This window comes from Streptomyces sp. NPDC004126, from assembly GCF_050275515.1.
Classification (GTDB): domain Bacteria; phylum Actinomycetota; class Actinomycetes; order Streptomycetales; family Streptomycetaceae; genus Streptomyces.
The window spans coordinates 1-20,643 of sequence record NZ_JBNNPF010000085.1; the positions used below are offsets into that span (position 1 = coordinate 1).

Genomic DNA, 20,643 nt, shown 5'->3' on the forward strand with positions numbered 1-20,643 from the left:
CCCTTCGCCCGTTCCCCGGGGGCTCCGCCCCCGGACCCCCGCGCCTCAAACGCCGGCGAGGCTATGAGTAGCCCCGCCGGCGTTTGAGGCGACGGGCGCGCAGCGCCCGTACGGGTCCGGGCAGCGCCCGGGGAACGGTGGAAGGGCGGGTAGGGGACCGCTCCGCGCAGCGGCCAACCACCTGCACACGCCCACCGGCCCCAGCCACCCGAACCGGCCCTGCCCCGCCCCCGACGGACGGAGTCCGGCGCAGCGGCGCGAAGCCCGGGAGGCCCGCCAGGGCCGAGTGGTGCGAGCGGCGCGTCAAGAGGAGAGGTGGGTGCGGACCTCGGCGGCCGCTTCCTCGCCGTAGGCCTTCGTGAAGCGCTCCATGAAGTGGGCGCGGGCCAGCGTGTACTCCTGGGTGCCCAGGGTCTCGATGACCAGGGTGGCCAGCATGCAGCCGATCTGCGCGGCCCGCTCCAGGCCGACGCCCCAGCCGAGGCCCGTCAGGAAGCCCGCGCGGAACGCGTCGCCGACGCCGGTCGGGTCGACCTTCGCGTTCTCCTCCGGGCAGCCGACCAGGATCGGCTCGTGGCCGACGCGCTCGATGCGCACGCCCTGCGAGCCGAGGGTGGTGACGCGGGTGCCGACCTTGGCGAGGATCTCCTCGTCGGTCCAGCCGGACTTGGACTCGATGAGGCCCTTCTCGTACTCGTTCGAGAAGAGGTACGTCGCGCCCTCCATCAGGGTGCGGATGTTCTCGCCGTCCATGCGGGCGATCTGCTGCGAGAAGTCCGCGGCGAAGGGGATCCCGCGGGTACGGCACTCCTCCGTGTGGCGGAGCATCGCCTCGGGGTCGTCGGCGCCGATGAGGACGAGGTCGAGGCCGCCCACGCGGTCGGCGACGGCCTTGAGCTCGATCTGCCGGGCCTCGCTCATCGCGCCCGTGTAGAAGGAGCCGATCTGGTTGTGGTCGGCGTCGGTGGTGCAGACGAAGCGCGCGGTGTGCAGCACCTCGGAGATCCGGACGGACTCGGTGTCGACCCCGTGCCGGTCCAGCCACGCGCGGTACTCGTCGAAGTCCGAGCCGGCCGCGCCGACGAGGATCGGGCGGCTGCCGAGCTGGCCCATGCCGAAGCAGATGTTCGGGCCGACGCCGCCCCGCCGCACGTCGAGGTTGTCGACGAGGAAGGAGAGGGAGACCGTGTGGAGCTGGTCGGCGACGAACTGGTCGGCGAAGCGGCCCGGGAAGGTCATGAGGTGGTCGGTGGCGATGGAGCCGGTGACTGCGATGCGCACGGCGTGGATGCTCCTGCGGATGACGGCGGGTGACAATCAAAACTACCGGGTCCGCGCCCATACTCCGACCCGGCGAAACTACCCCGTAGTAGGACTTCCTTCGCCCAGGATGGCGCCCATACGGTGCCCCCATGACCTATACCGATGGCTTCGGGTACGCGGACCACGCCTCCGACGCGCGGCCCGGCTTCGCACGGCTGCTCGGCGACTGCGCCCGGATGGCCCCGCACTGGGCCGTGGAACGGGAGCCCCGGCCGGGGCGGGTGGCGCCCTCGCAGATCCACGGGGTCAGGGTCCCACCCGCCTCCGCCCGGCTGATCGCCGGCACCGCGGCGTACGGCGACTGAGCCGGGAGGGGGAACGAGGGGAACCGGTTTCGCGGCCGACGCGTCACACCCGCATCACGTACGGCGGGACACGCTAAGGAGCGATGCGGTGACCAGCGAACAACCCGACACATCACGCGGTACACGACGGCGGCCCGCCTGGGCCGTCGGCTCGATCGCGGCCGCCGTCCTGCTGGCCGGCGGCGGTACGGCGTACTGGGCGTCGACGGCGTACGGCGACGCCTCGGGCGGCCCGGCCCGTACGGCGGAGAGCGCGGCCGTCGCACCGCGCTCGGCCGGGTCCCCGACGGGCCCCGGCATCGCCCCCGGTGAGCCGGACCCCTCCGGCGGGCCGGTGACGTACCGGGCGGACGTGAAGCTGCCCGACGGGCCGGGTACCGCGCCCGCCTTCGCCGCGTCCGGGGAGGTGGCCTCCGACGAGGTGGCCCGGCTCGCGAAGGCGCTCGGCGTCGACGGCGTGCCCCGGCTGGTCGGCGACACCTGGCAGGCCGGCGAGGCCGCGGACGGGTCCGGGCCCCGGCTCACGGTGACCCGCAAGGCTCCCGGGACCTGGGCGTTCTCGCGCTACCAGGCCGGCGGCGGCGTCGGGGACGACTGCGTGCGCGGCAAGGACACCTGCGGCCCGGCCACCCTCCCCCAGGGCCCCCGGGAGGGCGCGGGCGCGGCGGAGCCCGTCTCCGAGCAGGCCGCGAAGGCCGCCGCGGCGCCGGTGCTCGCGGCCGCCGGGCAGGGCGACGCCAAGGTGGACGCGCACCTCACCCAGGGTTCCGTCCGGGTGGTGAGCGCGGACCCGGTGGTGGGCGGGCTCCCGACCCAGGGCTGGTCCAGCAGGATCAGCGTCGGGGCCGACGGCGCGGTGGTGGCGGGCAGCGGGGAGCTGAAGGCTCCGGTGCGCGCGGGCGAGCAGGCCGTGGTGGGGGCGGCCGAGGCCCTGGAGCGGCTCAACGCGGCGGCGAAGGGCGGCGGCGACGGCACCGGCCCGGGCCCGAGCGGCTGCGCGACCACGGTGCCGCTGACCCCGGACACCCCGACGGGCGCGACGGACACCCTGCCCTGCAACCCGGAGCCGCGGCCGATGAAGCCGCCGCGGACGGAGAGCGTGCGGGGGGCCGTGCTGGGGCTGGTCGCGGGGACCGTGGACGGCGGGCGGGGCCTCGTGCCGGCCTGGCTGTTCGAGGTGGCGGGCGCGCAGGGCAGGCCCGGCCGTACGGTGGCGCAGCCGGCCGCCGCGCAGGACGCGGGCACCCCGGTGCCGTCGAATCCGCACACCGTGCCCGGGTTCTCGTACGCCCAGGCCGACCGGACGCTGACGGTGAACTTCTGGGGCGGGGTGTGCAGCACCTACACCCTGGAGGCCCGGGAGGAGGCGGCTTCGGTCCTGGTGAAGATCACGGACACCCCGAACAAGCCGGGCCAGGCCTGCATCATGATCGCGCAGGAGATGGCGCTGACGGCGACGCTCCAGCAGCCGCTCGGCGACCGCAAGGTGGTCGACGCCACGTCGGGCAAGCCGATCCCCCGCCAGTAGGGGAACGCGCGAAGGGCCCGGGCCCGGTCGGAATCGACCGGGCCCGGGCCCTTCGGCGTCAAGCCGTGCGGCTTAGCTGAACGAGTCGCCGCAGGCGCAGGAGCCCGTGGCGTTCGGGTTGTCGATCGTGAAGCCCTGCTTCTCGATGGTGTCGACGAAGTCGATGGAGGCGCCGTGCAGGTACGGCGAGCTCATGCGGTCGGTGACGACCTTGACGCCGTCGAAGTCCTTGACGACGTCGCCGTCGAGGGAGCGCTCGTCGAAGAAGAGCTGGTAGCGCAGGCCGGAGCAGCCGCCGGGCTGGACGGCGACGCGGAGCGCGAGGTCATCGCGGCCTTCCTGCTCCAGCAGGGTACGGACCTTCTCGGCGGCGGCGTCGGACAGGAGGATGCCGTCGCTCACAGTGGTCTTGTCGTCCTGTACGGACATCTGCATTCACTCCCGAAGTGGGCGGCTCCCCGCCGGTGGCTGGGGAAACGTCGGACTCTTGCCGTCGATGGCAACCAGCGGGACCGCGGTTTCATTCCGGGTCCGGCGCCTTGTTTTCTCGATTCATGCTCGCACACCCCGGCGGCCCGGTGGACCCCGCGACGAGGACCGGTGGAGTGGCGTACCCCGCACCGCCCCCGGACCGGGCGAATGCGTCACATCGACACTATCGGCATCGTCAAAGTGACGTGAAGCAGCTATCATAGATAACGTCAAATAGACGAGAAGTGTCGATCAAAGCCCCCCGCAGTCCCAGATTTCCTTGTCGCAGAACAGAAAGGGTGCGTGTCGTGACCACCGCCCAGCCTTTGGACGTCCAGCCGACGCCCCTTGCCCTGCTGCTGCTCGGCCGTGAGGCCGACCCCAAGAGCGAGCGCGGGGTGGAGTGCCCCGGCGACCTTCCCTCGCCGTCCGACCCGGACCTGGTGGCGCGCGCCCGCGCCGCGAAGGAGAAGCTCGGCGACAAGGTCTTCATCCTCGGCCACCACTACCAGCGTGACGAGGTCATCGAGTTCGCCGACGTCACCGGCGACTCCTTCAAGCTGGCCAAGGACGCGGCCGCCAAGCCGGAGGCCGAGTACATCGTCTTCTGCGGCGTGCACTTCATGGCCGAGTCCGCGGACATCCTGACCTCGGACGACCAGAAGGTCGTCCTGCCCGACCTCGCGGCCGGCTGCTCGATGGCCGACATGGCCACCGCCGAGCAGGTCGCCGAGTGCTGGGACGTGCTGACCGAGGCCGGCGTCGCCGGTGCGACGGTGCCCGTCTCGTACATGAACTCCTCCGCCGACATCAAGGCCTTCACCGGCAAGCACGGCGGCACGATCTGCACCTCGTCCAACGCGAAGAAGGCCCTGGAATGGGCCTTCGAGCAGGGCGAGAAGGTGCTCTTCCTCCCGGACCAGCACCTGGGCCGCAACACCGCCGTCCGCGACATGGGCATGTCCCTGGACGACTGCGTCCTCTACAACCCGCACAAGCCGAACGGCGGCCTGACCGCCCAGCAGCTGCGCGACGCCAAGATGATCCTGTGGCGCGGCCACTGCTCGGTCCACGGCCGGTTCTCGGTGGACTCGGTCAACGACGTGCGCGAGCGCATCCCGGGCGTGAACGTGCTGGTGCACCCCGAGTGCAAGCACGAGGTCGTGGCGGCCGCGGACTACGTCGGTTCGACGGAGTACATCATCAAGCAGCTGGAGGCGGCCCCGGCCGGCTCCAAGTGGGCCATCGGCACCGAGCTGAACCTGGTCCGCCGCCTGGCGAATCGATTCGCCCCCGAGGGCAAGGAAGTCGTCTTCCTCGACAAGACGGTCTGCTTCTGCTCGACGATGAACCGCATCGACCTCCCCCACCTGGTGTGGACCCTGGAGTCCCTGGCCGAGGGCAACCTCGTCAACCGGATCCAGGTCGACAAGGAGACCGAGAGCTTCGCCAAGCTCGCGCTGGAGCGCATGCTCGCCCTCCCGTAGCGGTCGCGGAGCGGAACGGGAAGGGGCCCCGGCCGGCGTCGTCGACGCCGGCCGGGGCCCCTTCGTACGTGGCTCAGACCTTGACCGGGGTGTCCTCCGAGGCGGACGCCGCGGCCGGGACCACCGTCAGGCGGGCCTTGCGCTTCGCCCGGCGGCGTTCCTTGCGGAGCTCGATCATCGTGTAGAGCGTCGGCACCAGGAGCAGCGTCAGCAGGGTGGAGCTGACCAGGCCGCCGATCACGACCACGGCGAGCGGCTGCGAGATGAACCCGCCCTCGCCGGTGACGCCCAGCGCCATCGGGAGCAGCGCGAAGATCGTCGCCAGGGCCGTCATCAGGATGGGCCGCAGGCGGTGGCGGCCGCCCTCGACGACCGCTTCGACCACGCCCAGGCCCTGCGCCCGGTACTGGTTGACCAGGTCGATCAGGACGATCGCGTTGGTGACCACGATGCCGATGAGCATCAGCATGCCGATCATCGCGGGGACGCCCATGGGGGTGCCGGTGGCGATGAGCAGGCCCAGCGCGCCGGTGGCCGCGAAGGGGATGGAGACCAGCAGGATCAGCGGCTGGACCAGCGAGCGGAACGTCGCGACCAGCAGCATGAACACGATCGCGATGGCCGCGAACATGGCCAGGCCCAGCGAGGCGAAGGCCTCGTCCTGGTCCTCGGAGACCCCGCCGATGGCGGCGGTGGCGCCCTCGGGCAGGTCCAGGGCCTTGAGCTTGGTCTGGAGCGCGGCGCTGACCGCACCCGTGTTGTCGCCGACCGGCTTGGCGGTGACGGTGGCGGCGCGGGCGCCGTCGATCCGGGTCATCGCGACCGGGCCGGGGACCTCCTTGACCTCGGCGATGTCACCGAGCCTGGCGGGGCCGACCGGCAGGGCCTGGAGCTCGGCCAGGGTGGCGGCCGGCTGCGCGGAGCGGATGACGATGTCGCGCTCGGTGTTGTCGAGCACGGCCTTGCCCACCGGGTTGCCGCGGACGGCCTGGGCGACGACCGCGCCCAGTGCGGCCTGGTCGAGTCCCGCCTCGGCGGTCTTGGGGGTGGCGGTGACCGAGATGCGGGGCACGGACTGGGCCAGGTCGCTCTGGACGTCGGTGACGTCCTTGAGGGTGGCCACCTCGGCGCGGACCTGTTCGGCGGCCTTGGCGAGGACGGCGCCGTCGCCGGCCTTCACGACCACGCTCAGGTTCTGGCTGCCGAAGCCGCCGCCCGCCGAGATGGAGGTGTCGCCGATGCCCCGGAGCTTGCCGAGGGCGTCCTGGATGCGCTTCTTGACGGCGTCGGACTGGCCGGCGTCGTCCAGGGTGACCTGGAAGGAGGCCTGGTTGGTGCCCGTACCGCCGCCGAAGGCCGCGAGGAAGCCTGAGGAGCCCACGGTGACCTGGTGGTCCTTGACGCCCTCGATGCCGTCCAGGGCCTTCTCCACCTTGCGGGCGGCCTCGTCGGAGGCGGCCAGCGAGGTGCCTGCGGGCAGTTCCTGCTTGACCGTCAGGACGTCCTGGTCCCCCTGGTCGAAGAAGTTCGTCTTCAGCAGCGGGGTCATCCCGAAGGTGCCGAGGAGGACGACGACCGCGATGGCGACGCTGGTCAGCCGGCGGCGGGTGGCGAAGCCGAGGACCCGTACGTAGATGCGCTGGAGGCGGCTGCCCGCCTCCTTCTCCTCCGCCTCGCGGCGGGCCCGCGCGCGGCTCTCGGCATCCGCCGAGGAGACGCCCTTGGGGGCGCGCAGGAACCAGTACGACAGGACCGGCACGACCGTCAGGGACACCAGCAGCGAGGCCAGCAGGGCGGCGGTGACGGTGAGCGAGAAGGAGCCGAAGAGCTCGCCGATCATGCCGCCGACGAGGCCGATCGGCAGGAAGACGGCGACGGTGGTCAGCGTCGAGGAGGTGACCGCGCCGGCCACCTCCTTCACGGCGGTGGTGATCGCGGCCTCGCGCTCCTCGCCGTAGCCGAGGTGGCGCTTGATGTTCTCCAGGACCACGATCGAGTCGTCGACGACCCGGCCGATGGCGATGGTGAGGGCGCCCAGCGTCAGCATGTTGAGGGACAGGTCGCGGGTCCACAGCACGATCAGCGCGAGGACCACGGACAGCGGGATGGAGACCGCGGTGACCAGCGTCGAGCGGATCGAGGCCAGGAAGACCAGGATCACGATGACGGCGAAGACGAGGCCGAGGAGGCCCTCGGTGGTCAGGCCCGAGATGGAGCGGGCGACGGCCGGTCCCTGGTCGCTGACGACGGTCAGCTCGGCGCCGGAGCCGAGCGTGGAGCGCAGCTCGGGGAGCTTGTCCTTGACGGCGTCGGAGATGGCGACGGCGCTGCCGTCCTTGTCCATGGTGAGGACGAGGGCGAGGCTGGGCTTGCCGTTGGTGCGGGTGATGGAGTCGGCCTTGGCGGGCTCCTGCTTGACGGCGGCCACGTCACCGAGGCGGACGACGGGCTTGCCGGGGCCCGCGGTCAGCCGGAGGTCCTCCAGCTGGGCGAGCGAGCTGTAGCCGGAGCCGACGCGGACGGTGCGGTTCTTGCCCTGCTCGTCGAAGGAGCCGGCGGGGACGGTCGTACCGCCCGCCTTCAGGCCCTGGGCGAGCGCGGCGCCGTCGAGGCCGGCGGCGGCGAGCTTGGCGTTGTCGGGGGTGATGGTGACCTGGAGGTCGCGCACGCCGTCGACGCTGACCTGGCCGACGCCGTCGATGTCCTCCAGGACGGGAACGACGGAACGGTTCAGCTGGTCGGCGAGCGCCTGCTGGTCCTTGTCGGAGGTGACGGCGAGGACGACGGTCGGGATGTCGTCGGTGGAGCCGGCCACGACCTGCGGGTCCACCTCGGCGGGCAGCCGGACCCGGGCCCGGTTGACGGCCTGCTGGACGTCGGCGACGAGCTGCTTGGTGCCGCTGTCGCCGTAGTCGAAGGTGGCGCGGATGAGGGCGTTGCCCTCGCTGGCGGTCGAGGTGATGCCGGTGATGCCGTCGACGCCCTTGAGGGTGTTCTCGATCGGCTCGATGACCTGCTTCTCGACCACGTCGGGCGAGGCGCCCTGGTACGGCGCGAGCACGGAGACCATCGGAAGTTCGATGGAGGGCAGCAGCTGCTGCTTGAGCTGCGGGATGGCTATGGCGCCGAACAGGAGCGCCACGATCGACACGAGGCCGACCAGCGCTCTCTGGGCGAGGCTGAAGCGGGACAGCCAGGACATGGGTGTGGGATCTCTCTGCTGGTCGTTCGCGAGGGCCCCTCCAGCCTTCCGCACCCGGCAAGCCCCCTGCGTCGCTCCCAGGTGCCGTCCTTATGTGCGGCATACCGCGTCCGCAGTACTCCGGCCTACTGCGGTCCGCCGCGGGTCACTCGGCGCGCGGCCGGACCAGTCCCGATTCGTACGCGATGACCACCAATTGCGCCCTGTCGCGGGCCCCGAGCTTGGCCATGGCCCGGTTGACGTGGGTCTTCACGGTCAGCGGGCTGACCTCCAGCCGGGCGGCGATGCCGTCGTTGGACAGCCCGCCGGCGACCTGGACGAGGACCTCGCGCTCGCGCCCGGTCAGCGTGGCGAGCCGTTCGGCGTGGGCGGAGCCGGCGGCGGGGGCGTCGGCGCGGCCGCCCTGGGCGAGGAAGCTGGCGATGAGCCCCTTGGTGGCGGCCGGCGACAGCAGCGCCTCGCCGGCGTGGGCGACGCGGATGGCGTTGAGGAGCTCGTCGGGTTCGGCGCCCTTGCCGAGGAAGCCGGAGGCGCCGGCGCGCAGGGCCGCGGCCACGTACTCGTCGACCTCGAAGGTCGTCAGCATGACGACGCGGACGCCGGACAGCTCCGGGTCGGCGCTGATCATGCGGGTGGCGGCGAGGCCGTCGGTGCCGGGCATCCGGATGTCCATGAGGACGACGTCGGCCCGCCGTTCGCGGGCGAGGGCGTACGCCTGGGCCCCGTCCGAGGCCTCTCCGACGACCTCCATGTCGGCTTCGGAGTCGACGAGCACCTTGAACGCGCTGCGCAGCAGCGCCTGGTCGTCGGCGAGCAGGACTCGGATGCGGGCGGGGCCGGCGTCGGCGGGATCCGTCATGCCGTCAGGGTATTCAGCCGAGTGCGAGGACCAGCAGGACGGTGGTCGCGGCGACCTCGCAGACGGCGCCGAAGACGTCGCCGGTGACCCCGCCGAAGCGGCTGACGCAGCGGCGGAGCAGGAGTTCGGCGGTGAGCAGGGCGGCGAGGACGGCGGCCGCGTGCTGTGCGGCGGCGAACGGGCCCGCCGGGAGGGCGGCCAGGGCGGCGAGGGCGACGACCGCGGCGGCCGCGCACGCGGCGGCCCGGTGCGGGACCACACCGGCCACTGCCGCGCCGAGCCCCTCGGGCCGGGCGGCCGGGACGCCCTCGCGGGAGGCCAGGGTCATCGCGAGGCGGGCGGCGACGGCGGCGAGGACGGCGGCCAGGGCGCCCCGGATCCAGCTGTCGGCGTACGCGTTGGCCAGGGCGGCCACCTGGATCAGGAAGACGACGAGGAGGGAGATGACGCCGAAGGGGCCGATGTCGGACTGCTTCATGATCCGCAGGGCGTCCTCGGCGGGCTTGGCGCTGCCCAGCCCGTCGGCCGTGTCGGCCAGGCCGTCCAGGTGCAGTCCGCGGGTCAGCGCCGCCGGTACGGCGACGGCGACGGCCGCGGCGAGCAGCGGGCCGCCGCCGAGGAGCAGCAGGAGCGTCCCGGGCACGGCGGCGAGCAGGCCGACGGCGAGCCCGGCGAGCGGGGCGCAGGTCATGCCGGTGCGGGCGGCGGGCCGGTCCCAGCGGGTGATGCGCGCGGGGAGCACGGTCAGGGTGCCGAAGGCGAAGCGGATCCCGTCGGCCAGGGAGGCGCGTTCGTCCGGCGGCCCCGGCAGTGGATCATCGGTCGAGTCTGTCATCGGCGCGAACGCTACCCGCTTACGGTGAGCGGTAAATTGCTCAATACGTATCATATCGGGAGCGGGTGTCGTGGGTCACTGGTGGGAACGCAACATCATCGAGCCGGGCAAGCTCCCCCTGCTCCTCGCCCTGCTGTCCTTCGTGCTGTCGTTCCTGGTCACACGGGTGATCACGAGGCTGATCCGGGCCGGCCGGGGCCCCTTCAAGAACATCACCCCGGGCGGGCTCCACGTCCACCACGTCGTGCCGGGCGTCGTCCTCGTCATCGTCGGCGGGTTCGGCGCGATCGGCAGCGGCGGGCACAGCTTCGGCGCCGGACTGTCGGCGGTCCTCTTCGGCCTGGGGGCGGGCCTGGTGCTGGACGAGTTCGCGCTGATCCTGCACCTGGACGACGTCTACTGGAGCGAACAGGGCCGCAAGAGCGTCGAGATCGTGGTGCTGACGGCCGCCGTGGTGGCGCTGGTGCTGGGCGGCTTCCTGCCCTTCGGGGTCAACGAGCTGTCGGCGGAGGAGCGGCACAGCCGCGGGCTCGTCGTCATGAACACCGCCACCAACTTCTTCCTGGCCCTGATCGCCCTGTGGAAGGGGAAGCCGCGCACCGCGATATTCGGGCTGGTGATCCCCTTCGTCGCGCTGATCGGGGCGGTTCGGCTGGCCCGGCCCGGGTCCCCGTACGCCAAGCGCTTCTACGCCAACCGCCCGCGCGCACGGGCGAAGGCGGGGCTGCGGGCCTTCCACCACGACCGGCGCTGGGCCCGGCCCCGGCGCAAGTTCGAGAACTTCATCAGCGGGCTCTCCGACCCGGAGAAGCACCCCGCCGAGCGGCGCGAGTGACACCGAGGGCCCGCCCCCGTGCGGTACGGGGGCGGGCCCTTCGCGGTGTCGGTGCGCCGGGCGTTCCGGGCCGGTCAGCCCGGGATGAGGCCGTCGTCGCTGAGCATGTCCCGCACCTCTTCGAGCGTGGCGTCGGGCGCGGGCAGGATCAGCTCGGACGGCTCCAGCGCATCGTCCGGCAGCGGACTGCCCAGGCGCCGCACCGCGTCCAGCAGGGCGCCCAGCGTGCGCCGGAAGCCCGCCTCGTCGCCGGACTCCATCTCCTCCAGCAGCTCGTCGTCCAGCTTGTTCAGCTCGGCGAAGTGCGAGTCGGCCAGGCTGACCTGGCCCTCCCCCATGATGCGGACAATCATGACGGGCCCCTGTCCTACTGCTTGTCGAACCGGTGCTGGGTCTGCTGCGGCTGCGCGGTGCCGGGGGCGCCGCCCTCGATGGCCTGCTGCTGCGCGGACGGGCCGCCGGCCAGCTCGGCCTTCATCCGCTGGAGCTCCAGCTCGACGTCGGTGCCGCCGGAGAGGCGGTCCAGCTCGGCCTGGATGTCGTCCTTGGAGCCGAGACCGCTCTGGTCGTCCAGGGCGCCGGAGGCGAGCAGCTCGTCGATCGCGCCGGCCCGGGCCTGCAGCTGGGCGGTCTTGTCCTCGGCCCGCTGGATGGCGAGGCCGACGTCGCTCATCTCCTCCGAGATGCCGGAGAAGGACTCCGCGATGCGGGTCTGCGCCTGGGCGGCCGTGTAGGTGGCCTTGATGGTCTCCTTCTTCGTGCGGAAGGCGTCCACCTTGGCCTGGAGGCGCTGCGCGGCCAGCGTCAGCTTCTCCTCCTCGCCCTGGAGGGTCTGGTGCTGCACCTCCAGGTCGCTGACCTGCTGCTGGAGGGAGGAACGGCGGGACAGGGCCTCGCGGGCCAGGTCCTCGCGGCCCAGGGCGAGGGCCTTGCGGCCCTGGTCCTCCAGCTTGGCGGACTGGCTCTGGAGCTGGTTCAGCTGGAGCTCCAGGCGCTTGCGGGAGGTCGCCACGTCGGCGACGCCGCGGCGCACCTTCTGGAGCAGCTCCAGCTGCTTCTGGTAGGAGTAGTCGAGGGTCTCGCGCGGGTCCTCGGCCCGGTCCAGGGCCTTGTTCGCCTTCGCGCGGAAGATCATCCCCATACGCTTCATGACACCGCTCATGGGCTTCGCGCGCCCCCTTCTAGACGGACTGTGCTCCAGGTCACCGACAGGACCCACAGTACGGGCCCTGCCTCTATTACCGCACTGTTCGAGTACGGATGCGCTCCTCCTCCAGGACGAGTACCCCGGTGCCGTATCAGGCGTAAGGAGTAGGTGATCCCCGAGACCCCCGGCAGCCCGGAATCCCGGGTACCGGAAAGAGGCCCGCACTCGGTAGACGCCCGCCGTTGCCGGATCGTTCCCCGCCGGGGTGGGGCCCGTGGCCCCGACCACGTACGCTTGGGTTTTGTGTTTGGTAGCCGCTCCTCCAAGGAAGAGAAGGCCTCCGCCGCCGACAAGGTGAGCGCCGGCCCCTCGCAGCCCCGTGACCCGCAGGCCCCGAAGGGCCGCCCGACGCCGAAGCGTGCTGTGGCCCAGTCGCAGCGCAAGGCCGTGGTGGCCTCGACCGGCAACCGCAAGGAGGACGCCAAGCGAGCCCGCGAGCGTCGCCGCGAAGAGATGGCCAGACAGCGCGAGGCGCTGGCCAACGGCGACGAGCGCTACCTGCCCGCCCGCGACAAGGGGCCGGTCCGCCGGTTCGTCCGCGACTTCGTGGACTCCCGCTTCTCGGTCGCCGAGATGTTCCTGCCGCTGGCCGTGGTCATCCTCGTGCTGAGCATGATCCGGGTGCCCTCGATCCAGAACATCGCGCTGATGCTGTGGCTCGGCGTGATCGTCCTGATCATCCTCGACTCCATCGGCCTGTGGTTCCGCCTGCGCAAGGCCCTGAACGAGCGCTTCGCGAACGAGCCGCGCCGCGGCGCCGTCGCCTACGGCCTCATGCGCACCCTCCAGATGCGTCGCCTGCGCCTGCCCAAGCCGCAGGTCAAGCGCGGAGAGCGGCCCTGACCGGAGCGACGCCCGGAGTATCAGGGGCATCGTCGGGGGAGGGCTTCTCGGGGGGAGCCCGGCTGTGGCTGGAGGGCCTGGGCGGACTGCGCAACGCCGTCCGCCAGGAACTCGTGGGCCGGCAGGTCGAGGAACAGATCACGCAGCGCTTCCCGGTCGGGCAGCGGCTGCGGGTCCTCGACGTCGGCATGGGCCAGGGCACCCAGGCGCTGCGCCTGGCCCGGGCGGGACACCGCGTCACCGGCCTGGAACAGGACGCCGCCATGCTGGCGGTCGCCCACGCCGCACTGGCCGCCGAACCGGCCGGCATCCGCGACCGGGTCGAGCTGGTGGAGGGCGACGGCCGGGAGACCGGCGCGCACTTCGAACCGGGCAGCTTCGACGTGGTGCTGTGCCACGGCGTGCTGATGTACGTGTCGGAACCCGACGCGATGCTCGCCGGGCTGGCCCGCATGCTCGCCCCCGGCGGACTGCTGTCCCTCCTGGTGCGCAACGGCGACGCGCTCGCCCTGCGGCCCGGGCTGGCGGGCGACTGGCCGGGGGCGCTGGCCGCCTTCGACACCGTCGACTACACGAACCGGCTCGGCCTGGACGTACGCGCCGACCGGCTGGCCGACCTGACGGCGACGCTGTCGGGCATCGGCGCGCCGCTGCACACCTGGTACGGGGTCCGCGTCTTCACCGACGGCACCGAGGCCGCGGCGGAGCTCCCGCCGGACGAGGAACTGGAGCGGCTGCTGGCCGCGGAGGAGCGGGCCGGGCGCACCGATCCCTACCGGGGGGTGGCGGCGCTGCTGCACCTGTGCGGAGTCCGCGGCTAGCGCGCTCCCCCGGGGTTCCGCCGTTCCCGGGGGCTCCGCCCCTGACCCCGGTCCTCAAACGCCGGACGGGCTGTCCATAGCCCCGCCGGCGTTTGAGGCGCGGGGGTCCGGGGGCGGAGCCACCGGGGACCGGCGCCGCAGGCCACCCTCACCCCGCCCGGCCAGGGCTCAGGCCTCCGTGGCCGCCCGCAGGCTCATCGGGTAGATCTGCGTGCCGTCCTCGAACAGGGTCACCTTCTCCGCCCCGCCGTCCAGCAGCTCCTTCCAGACCTCCCCGATCCAGGACTCCGCGTCCCCCTGCGTGGTGAACTCCTCCGGCTCCACCGCCGGGGCAACCTCGCTGCCGTCGGCCGCCTCGAACCGCCACGTCCACGCCATGTCCGCCTCCGTTGTTCGTCCGCGATCTCACGCTTCTCGCCTTGAGTGTGCCCAGAGAGTAGCCGGGCGCGCACCACTACCGGCGACGCGGGAGGATCTCTGTGTGGAACTCACTCTGCTCGGCACCGGTACCCCCGAAGGCCTGCCCCGCCCCGGCTGTCCCTGCGCCGCCTGCGCGGTCTCCGTGGGCGGCCTGTCCCGCGGCGCGACCTCCGTCCTCGTCGACGGGGCGCTGCTGCTCGACCTGACCCCCGGGGCCGTACTGGCCGGGGCCCGCGCCGGGCACTCGCTGGCCGGCGTACGGCAGGTACTGCTCACGCACCCGCACGACGGGCCCGCCGTCGAGCTGCCGCCCGGACTGCCCGCGGCCGGGCGGGTGCCCGACGGGCGGGAGCTGTCGGTGATCAGCGGGCACCGGGTGCGGGCGGTGCCCATGGACGCCCCCGGCACCGGGTACGAGGTCACCGGCCCCGACGGCAGCCGGCTGCTGTACCTCCCCCCGGGCGGCGCCCCCGCCGGAACCGGCAACGGGGACGCGCAGCGCCCGTACGACCTGGTCCTCGCCGACGTCCTCGGCCGGCCCGAGGCACTGGCCCGGCTGCGCGCGAGCGGCGCCGTCGGCCCGGCCACCGACGTGATCGCCGTGCACCTGGACCACGACACCCCGCCCGGCCCGGAGCTCGACCGCCGCTGCGCCGCCGCCGGGGCGCGGGCCGTACCCGACGGCACCACCGTCGTGGCCGGCGAGTACCACGCCGTACCGGACGTGCCGCGCCGCACCCTGGTGCTGGGCGGGGCCCGCTCCGGGAAGTCCTTCGAGGCCGAGCGGCGCCTGGCCGCGTTCCCCGAGGTGGTCTACGTCGCCACCGGCGGCACCCGCGACGGCGACGCGGAATGGGCCCACCGGGTCGGCCTCCACCGGGAGCGGCGCCCGGGCACCTGGCGGACCGTGGAGACCTGCGAGCTGGCGCCGCTGCTGGAGCGCGACGGCCCGCCGCTGCTGATCGACTGCCTCGCGCTGTGGCTCACCGACGCCATGGACCGGGCCGGCGCCTGGGACGACGCCGTGTGGGCCGCCGAGGGCCGCAAACAGCTGCGGGCCCGGGTCGACGAACTGGTCGCGGCGGTCCGCGCGAGCCGCCGCCCCGTGGTGCTGGTGAGCAACGAGGTCGGGGCCGGAGTGGTGCCCGCGACCGCGTCCGGGCGGCGGTTCCGCGACGAGCTCGGACGCCTCAACAACGCCGTCGCGGGCGAGTGCGAGCACGTCCTCCTGGTCGTCGCCGGACAGGCCCTCGCCCTCAAGGGACGACCGAGCTGAAGCGGAGCCGGTACACCCCCCGAAGGAGGGTCCGGGCGGCTGTAATCTCTGGCAGATGACCACGCTGAATCTCGACGACTTCTCCGATCTGATCGAACGCCCCGACGGGGGCGTCCGACGTGACGCCGAAGAGCGTCGTGAGCGGCTGGCCGTGCCGCCCGGCGCCCTGGGCCGGCTCGACGAGCTCGCCGAATGGCTGGCCGCCGCGCAGGGCCGCGTACCGGTCGAACCGATCCGGCAGCCGCGCGTCGTCCTGTTCGCCGCCGACCACGGGATCGCCTCCCAGGGCGTCTCCGCCCGGCCCGCGGGCAGCGCCCACGAGCTGGTGCGCGCCGTCCTCGACGGGACCAGCCCGGTCTCCGTGCTGGCCGGCCGGTTCGGCGCGGGCGTGCGCGTCGTCGACGCGGGCCTGGACTGCGACCCCGGGCTGCTGCCCGAGGACGTGGTACGGCACCGCGTACGGCGCGGCAGCGGCCGGATCGACGTCGAGGACGCGCTGACCGCCGAGGAGGCCGAGGACGCGCTGCGACTCGGGATCCAGATCGCCGACGAGGAGGCCGACTCCGGTACGGACCTCGTCGTCCTCGGCGACCTGAGCGTCGGCGGCACCACGGTCGCGGCCACGCTCGTGGCCGCGCTCTGCGGGACGGACGCCTCCGTGGTCACCGGCCGCGGCGGCCTGCCCATCGACGACCTGGCCTGGATGCGCAAGTGCGCCGCCATCCGCGACTCGCTGCGCCGCGCCCGCCCGGTGCTCGGCGACCAGCTGGCGCTGCTGGCGGCCGTCGGCGGCGCGGACGTCGCCGCGATCACCGGCTTCCTGCTCCAGTCCGCGGTACGCCGTACGCCGGTCATCCTCGACGGGGTCGTCTCGGCGGCCTGCGGGCTGGTGGCCCAGCGGGCCGCCTTCCGCGCCCCCGACTGGTGGCTGGCCGGGCAGTCCAGCGGGGAGCCGGGCCAGGCGAAGGCACTGGACCGGATGGCACTCAACCCGGTGCTCGACCAAGGCGTCACAGTAGGAGAAGGCACCGGCGCCCTGCTGGCGCTCCCCCTGGTCCAGGCGGCCGCCGCACTCGCGGCGGAACTCCCGGAGAGGGCTGCTGTGCAGCAGCCGACGGACTGAGACACCGGGCACTACGGGCCTGACCAGTCCGCAGTGCTCGCACTGCGCTGCGGACCGGTGACGCCCCATATCATCGCTTTTCATGGGAGAGGTCCGCTTGACCAGCGCAGAAACCGACCGGAGCCTCGATCAGGCCTCCGGCAAGGGTTCCAACAACAAGAAGGAGCAGGGAGGGGAAGCAGCCGCGAAGCCGGAGAGCCGCAGGGGCACTCCCCGGTCGCGGCGCGGTGCCGCCTTCGCGGTCTGGTACCTGCGGATCGTCACCTTCGTCAACTTCCTCAGCGCCGTGTGGCTCTCGCTCGGGCAGGACCTGCGCCGCCACAACACCGCCGACTTCTACACCCCGTACCTGCTGACGGCCGGGTTCGCCTCCGGGCTGTTCTCGCTGCTGCTCGCGGTCACGATGGGCCGCCGCAAGCGGGCCGCCTGGATCCTGAACCTCGTGGTCAGCGGCATGCTGCTGCTGGCCTTCGCGGTCGCCGCGTTCGCGCCCTGCACCAGCGGCGAACTGAGCATGTGCTACCCCGAGTTCCGCCAGCACGCGCAGAACTGGGTCTCGCTCGCACTGACCGCCGCCTTCGTCGGCGCCCTGCTGCTCGGCCGCCACGAGTTCTACGCCAAGGGCGACCGCTCCAACCCGAAGCTCGCCACGGCCGTGGCCGCCGTCGGCCTGCTGCTCACCTCGCTGATCGCCGCCCTGCTCGTCGGCGCCACCAACACCGACGCCGACCGCGCCGACGCCACGTTCCTGGCCCGCTGGCGATACGGCGTGATGCGGCTGATCACGCTGGCGCCCGACGACAAGGCCTACCGCGCCATCACCACGCCCGCCTGGGTCGACGTCGCCATCAACGTGATGTCGATGCTGCTGCTGCTCGCCGTGCTGTTCGCCGCGTTCCGCTCGCGGCGCGCCGTCGACCCGATCACCCCCGAGGACGAGGAGCGGCTGCGGGCCCTGCTCGCCAAGCAGGGCGACCGCGACTCGCTCGGCTACTTCGCGCTGCGCCGCGAGAAGTCCGTCATCTGGTCCCCGACCGGCAAGGCCGCCGTCACCTACCGCGTCGTCGGCGGCGTCTCACTGGCCTCCGGCGACCCCATCGGCGACCCCGAGGCCTGGCCCGGCGCGATCGAGCCGTGGCTGGCCGAGGCCCGCGAGCACGGCTGGGTCCCGGCCGTGATGGGCGCCAGCGAGGAAGCCGGGCAGATCTACGCCCGGCACGGCCTGGACGCCCTGGAACTGGGCGACGAGGCCATCGTCGAGACCGACGAGTTCACCCTGGAGGGCCGCGCCATGCGCACCGTCCGCCAGGCGTACAACCGCGTCAAGCGGGCCGGCTACACCGTCCGCATCCGCCGCCACGCCGACATCCCCGCCGACGAGATGGCCGTCCTGCTGGAACGCGCCGACGACTGGCGCGACGGCGCGACCGAGCGCGGGTTCTCCATGGCACTGGGCCGTCTGGGCGACCCGGGCGACGGCCAGTGCGTGATGCTGGAGTGCACCGACGGCAACGGCGACCTGCGCGCCGTGCTGTCCTTCGTGCCGTGGGGCCCCAAGGGGCTGTCCCTGGACCTGATGCGCCGTGACCGGGACTCCGAGAACGGCCTGATGGAGTTCATGGTCATCGAGCTGCTGGAGCGCTCGAAGGAGATCGGCGTCACACAGGTCTCGCTCAACTTCGCGATGTTCCGTTCCGTCTTCGAGCGGGGGTCCAAGCTCGGCGCGGGTCCGGTGCTGCGCATGTGGCGCTCGCTGCTGAGCTTCTTCTCCCGTTGGTGGCAGATCGAGTCCCTCTACCGGGCCAACGCCAAATACCGCCCGATCTGGGAACCGCGGTTCATGCTCTTCGAGAAGAGTTCGGACCTGCTGCGGATCGGAATCGCGGCGGGTCGGGCCGAGGGCTTCCTGGAGGCACCCGGCCTGCCCAAGTGGCTGCACCGCAAGCACCTGGAGACGATTCGTTGACGTCGTGGAAGACGGAGGTCCGGCAGTTCGCCCGCCGTGAGTGGGGCCCTCTGCTGCTGACCGTGCGGGACGCGCTCGTCCGCGACAAGTGGCGGGCCGTCCCCATGACCCTCGGGGCGGTCGCCCTGACCTCCGTCTTCCAGATCGTCCAGAACACCCCCTGGGGCTTCCAGCCCGTACAGGACCTGGGGTCCGTGAAAGCCGCCGACCCGCTGTGGCTGGCGCTGCTGCGGACCCCGCTCTCCCTCTTCGTCCCCGCCCTCGACCTTCCCGTGTGGGGGGCGCTCGCGCAGATCCTGCTGGTCTTCGGCATCGCCGAGATCTGCATCGGCTGGTGGCGCACCCTGCTCATCGGCTACGTCGCCACCATCGCCGGGACCACGTACGCCCGCATCGGGCTCTCGCTGGGCCCCGACCACCCCTTCGGGCTGCCGGTGACGGACCGGATCGTCAACGACACCGGGCCGTCGGCGGCCGTCGTCGGCCTCGCGATCTACGTGTGCTGGCGCTACCGGGCGTACCTCACCGGGGCCCTGGTGATCCTCGTGATGATCGGCGAGGTCCTGGTCAAGAACAACCTCGCCGGCAAGGAACACCTCGCGGCCATCGCCGCCGTCATGGCGGTGTGCGTCGTCCGCGCCACATGGGGCCCCGCCCGCTCCCGGGCCCCGCTCGGCCCCCGCCCGCCCGCTCCCCCCTCCTCGCCCCCGCCCCCGGGATCCGCGCGGCTCTAGCGTGAGCCCGTACCGTGTCCGGGTGACGACAGACCTCGGGCCCTTCGCCGCCACCCGGCAGTGGATGCGGGCGCATCCGCTCGCCACCGACGCCGTGCTCGCGTTCGGGGCACTGGCCGCCATGGTCGTCGGGTCCTTCGCCGACCCGCACGGGCCGCACGGCCCGACCTTCGGCACGCGCACGCCCGAGCCCTTCTCCCTGCTGCTGATGCTGCTCGGCGCGGCCGCCCTCGTCCTGCGGCGCCGCAGGCCCCGTACGGTCCTCGCCGTCACCTGCGGGCTGTCCCTGCTGGAGCTGACCACCGGCGAGCCCAGGGCACCCGTCGCCATGAGCGCGGTGATCGCCCTGTACACGGTCGCCGCGCTCACCGACCGGCCCACCACCTGGCGGACCGGGCTGCTCACGATGGCCGGGCTCACCGGGGTGGCGATGCTGGCCGGCCCGATGCCCTGGTACGCGCAGGAGAACATCGGCATCTTCGCCTGGACCGGGATGGCCGCCGCCGCCGGCGACGCCGTGCGCAGCCGGCGCGCCTTCGTCGACGCCATACGGGAACGGGCCGAACGGGCCGAACGCACCCGCGAGGAGGAGGCCCGGCGGCGCGTCGCCGAGGAACGGCTGCGGATCGCCCGGGACCTGCACGACGTGGTGGCCCACCACATCGCCCTGGTCAACGTCCAGGCCGGAGTGGCCGCGCACGTCATGGACAAGCGGCCCGACCAGGCCAAGGAAGCCCTCGCCCACGTACGGGACGCCAGCCGCAGCGCGCTGAACGAACTCCGCGCCACGGTGGGACTGCTGCGCCAGTCCGGCGACCCGGAGGCCCCGACGGAACCCGCGCCGGGACTGGCCCTGCTGGACGAACTCCTCGACACCTTCCGGCACGCGGGCCTCCCGGTGGCGGCGACCGTCCAGCTCGGCCCCGGCACCGACCCGCTGCCGGCGGCCGTGGACCTGGCGGCGTACCGGGTCATCCAGGAGGCGCTGACCAACGTCCGCAAGCACGCCGGCCCGGGAGCGCAGGCCGAGGTCAGCGTGGTCCGGGTCGGGCCCTCGGTGGAGGTGACCGTACTGGACGACGGCGGCGACTCGGCGGACTCCGCCCCGGCCCCCCTCGACCCGGGCGGCGGCCACGGCCTCCTCGGCATGCGCGAACGCACGGGCGCCCTGGGCGGCTCCTGCTTCGCGGGACCGCGCTACGGGGGCGGCTTCCGGGTCCACGCGATTTTGCCGGCGTGAGGGGGCCCGCTGTCTCCCCCGCGAGGGAGCGGGGCGGCGGGCTGGGGGCGGGATCTCCTCGGGCGGTAGTCGTGGAGGGTTTGGGGGTTTCCCGTCAGTCCCATCGTCCTTCCGCTTCGGCCCGGTCCCTCAAGGGCGCTCCCTCCGGTCGCGTCGCTTCGCGATGGC

Annotated in this window: 19 protein-coding genes; 11 read left to right on the forward strand and 8 right to left on the reverse strand. The window is 72.9% G+C overall.

The features are described from left to right. Window positions 1–303: 303 nt before the first annotated feature. Complete coding sequence (locus ACQKM2_RS38720) at window positions 304–1,281, reverse strand: carbohydrate kinase family protein (RefSeq protein WP_427718387.1); 978 nt, start codon at window positions 1,279–1,281, stop codon at window positions 304–306. A 131-nt stretch (window positions 1,282–1,412) separates the two neighbouring features. Between ACQKM2_RS38720 and ACQKM2_RS38725 the strand changes: the two genes are divergently transcribed. Together ACQKM2_RS38725 and ACQKM2_RS38730 are read left to right on the forward strand one after the other, a co-directional pair. After that, window positions 1,413–1,628: a hypothetical protein gene (locus tag ACQKM2_RS38725; protein ID WP_427718389.1), complete on the forward strand. Its 216-nt coding sequence runs from the start codon at window positions 1,413–1,415 to the stop codon at window positions 1,626–1,628. Window positions 1,629–1,716: 88 nt separating this feature from the next. Then, window positions 1,717–3,156: a hypothetical protein gene (locus ACQKM2_RS38730; protein WP_427718392.1), complete on the forward strand. Its 1,440-nt coding sequence runs from the start codon at window positions 1,717–1,719 to the stop codon at window positions 3,154–3,156. 72 nt (window positions 3,157–3,228) lie between these two features. Here ACQKM2_RS38730 and erpA read toward each other — a convergent pair whose 3' ends face one another. Further along, entirely contained in the window at window positions 3,229–3,585 is a 357-nt protein-coding gene (gene erpA / locus ACQKM2_RS38735; RefSeq protein WP_030010511.1) for an iron-sulfur cluster insertion protein ErpA, read from the reverse strand. A gap of 350 nt (window positions 3,586–3,935) precedes the next feature. Here erpA and nadA point away from each other — a divergent pair, with 350 nt between their 5' ends. Next, window positions 3,936–5,114 (forward strand): quinolinate synthase NadA, encoded by a 1,179-nt coding sequence (gene nadA / locus ACQKM2_RS38740; RefSeq protein WP_385771584.1) that lies wholly within the window; start codon window positions 3,936–3,938, stop codon window positions 5,112–5,114. Window positions 5,115–5,187: 73 nt separating this feature from the next. Here the strand turns inward: nadA and ACQKM2_RS38745 are convergent, their stop codons facing one another. The 3 genes from ACQKM2_RS38745 to cobS form a co-directional block, all read right to left on the reverse strand. Beyond that, window positions 5,188–8,316: an efflux RND transporter permease subunit gene (locus ACQKM2_RS38745; protein WP_427718397.1), complete on the reverse strand. Its 3,129-nt coding sequence runs from the start codon at window positions 8,314–8,316 to the stop codon at window positions 5,188–5,190. Window positions 8,317–8,461: 145 nt separating this feature from the next. After that, window positions 8,462–9,175: a response regulator gene (locus ACQKM2_RS38750; RefSeq protein ID WP_427718401.1), complete on the reverse strand. Its 714-nt coding sequence runs from the start codon at window positions 9,173–9,175 to the stop codon at window positions 8,462–8,464. A gap of 13 nt (window positions 9,176–9,188) precedes the next feature. Then, window positions 9,189–10,010, reverse strand: a complete 822-nt coding sequence (gene cobS / locus ACQKM2_RS38755) for an adenosylcobinamide-GDP ribazoletransferase (protein WP_427718403.1) — start codon at window positions 10,008–10,010, stop codon at window positions 9,189–9,191. A 70-nt stretch (window positions 10,011–10,080) separates the two neighbouring features. Here cobS and ACQKM2_RS38760 point away from each other — a divergent pair, with 70 nt between their 5' ends. Next, a complete protein-coding gene (locus ACQKM2_RS38760) occupies window positions 10,081–10,845 on the forward strand; it encodes a hypothetical protein (RefSeq protein WP_427718406.1) in 765 nt (254 codons plus the stop codon). A 74-nt stretch (window positions 10,846–10,919) separates the two neighbouring features. On the opposite strand, the gene pspAA is transcribed toward ACQKM2_RS38760, so the two are convergent. Together pspAA and ACQKM2_RS38770 are read right to left on the reverse strand one after the other, a co-directional pair. Then, window positions 10,920–11,198 carry a PspA-associated protein PspAA gene (pspAA, locus tag ACQKM2_RS38765; protein WP_427718408.1) on the reverse strand — a complete coding sequence of 93 codons (279 nt, stop codon included), beginning with the start codon at window positions 11,196–11,198 and terminating at the stop codon, window positions 10,920–10,922. Between the two features lie 14 nt (window positions 11,199–11,212). After that, window positions 11,213–12,007, reverse strand: a complete 795-nt coding sequence (locus ACQKM2_RS38770) for a PspA/IM30 family protein (protein ID WP_125594514.1) — start codon at window positions 12,005–12,007, stop codon at window positions 11,213–11,215. 279 nt (window positions 12,008–12,286) lie between these two features. Between ACQKM2_RS38770 and ACQKM2_RS38775 the strand changes: the two genes are divergently transcribed. Together ACQKM2_RS38775 and ACQKM2_RS38780 are read left to right on the forward strand one after the other, a co-directional pair. After that, window positions 12,287–12,895, forward strand: a complete 609-nt coding sequence (locus tag ACQKM2_RS38775; protein WP_427718411.1) for a DUF3043 domain-containing protein — start codon at window positions 12,287–12,289, stop codon at window positions 12,893–12,895. Window positions 12,896–13,008: 113 nt separating this feature from the next. Beyond that, entirely contained in the window at window positions 13,009–13,716 is a 708-nt protein-coding gene (locus tag ACQKM2_RS38780) for a class I SAM-dependent methyltransferase (protein WP_427718414.1), read from the forward strand. A gap of 168 nt (window positions 13,717–13,884) precedes the next feature. Here ACQKM2_RS38780 and ACQKM2_RS38785 read toward each other — a convergent pair whose 3' ends face one another. Further along, complete coding sequence (locus ACQKM2_RS38785; RefSeq protein WP_125594516.1) at window positions 13,885–14,094, reverse strand: hypothetical protein; 210 nt, start codon at window positions 14,092–14,094, stop codon at window positions 13,885–13,887. 103 nt (window positions 14,095–14,197) lie between these two features. Here ACQKM2_RS38785 and ACQKM2_RS38790 point away from each other — a divergent pair, with 103 nt between their 5' ends. The 5 genes from ACQKM2_RS38790 to ACQKM2_RS38810 all read left to right on the forward strand — a co-directional run bounded on the left by ACQKM2_RS38790 (window position 14,198) and on the right by ACQKM2_RS38810 (window position 20,475). After that, complete coding sequence (locus ACQKM2_RS38790) at window positions 14,198–15,412, forward strand: bifunctional adenosylcobinamide kinase/adenosylcobinamide-phosphate guanylyltransferase (RefSeq protein ID WP_427718418.1); 1,215 nt, start codon at window positions 14,198–14,200, stop codon at window positions 15,410–15,412. A gap of 55 nt (window positions 15,413–15,467) precedes the next feature. Then, window positions 15,468–16,535: a nicotinate-nucleotide--dimethylbenzimidazole phosphoribosyltransferase gene (gene cobT, locus ACQKM2_RS38795; RefSeq protein ID WP_427718420.1), complete on the forward strand. Its 1,068-nt coding sequence runs from the start codon at window positions 15,468–15,470 to the stop codon at window positions 16,533–16,535. A gap of 82 nt (window positions 16,536–16,617) precedes the next feature. Continuing rightward, complete coding sequence (locus tag ACQKM2_RS38800) at window positions 16,618–18,501, forward strand: phosphatidylglycerol lysyltransferase domain-containing protein (RefSeq protein ID WP_007263706.1); 1,884 nt, start codon at window positions 16,618–16,620, stop codon at window positions 18,499–18,501. Further along, the gene (locus tag ACQKM2_RS38805; RefSeq protein WP_427718423.1) at window positions 18,498–19,235 is read left to right on the forward strand and encodes a hypothetical protein; all 738 of its coding nucleotides are present in this window, start codon (window positions 18,498–18,500) and stop codon (window positions 19,233–19,235) included. The genes ACQKM2_RS38800 and ACQKM2_RS38805 overlap by 4 nt, the downstream gene beginning before the upstream one ends. A gap of 22 nt (window positions 19,236–19,257) precedes the next feature. Beyond that, window positions 19,258–20,475 (forward strand): sensor histidine kinase, encoded by a 1,218-nt coding sequence (locus ACQKM2_RS38810; protein WP_427718425.1) that lies wholly within the window; start codon window positions 19,258–19,260, stop codon window positions 20,473–20,475. Window positions 20,476–20,643 lie beyond the last annotated feature (168 nt).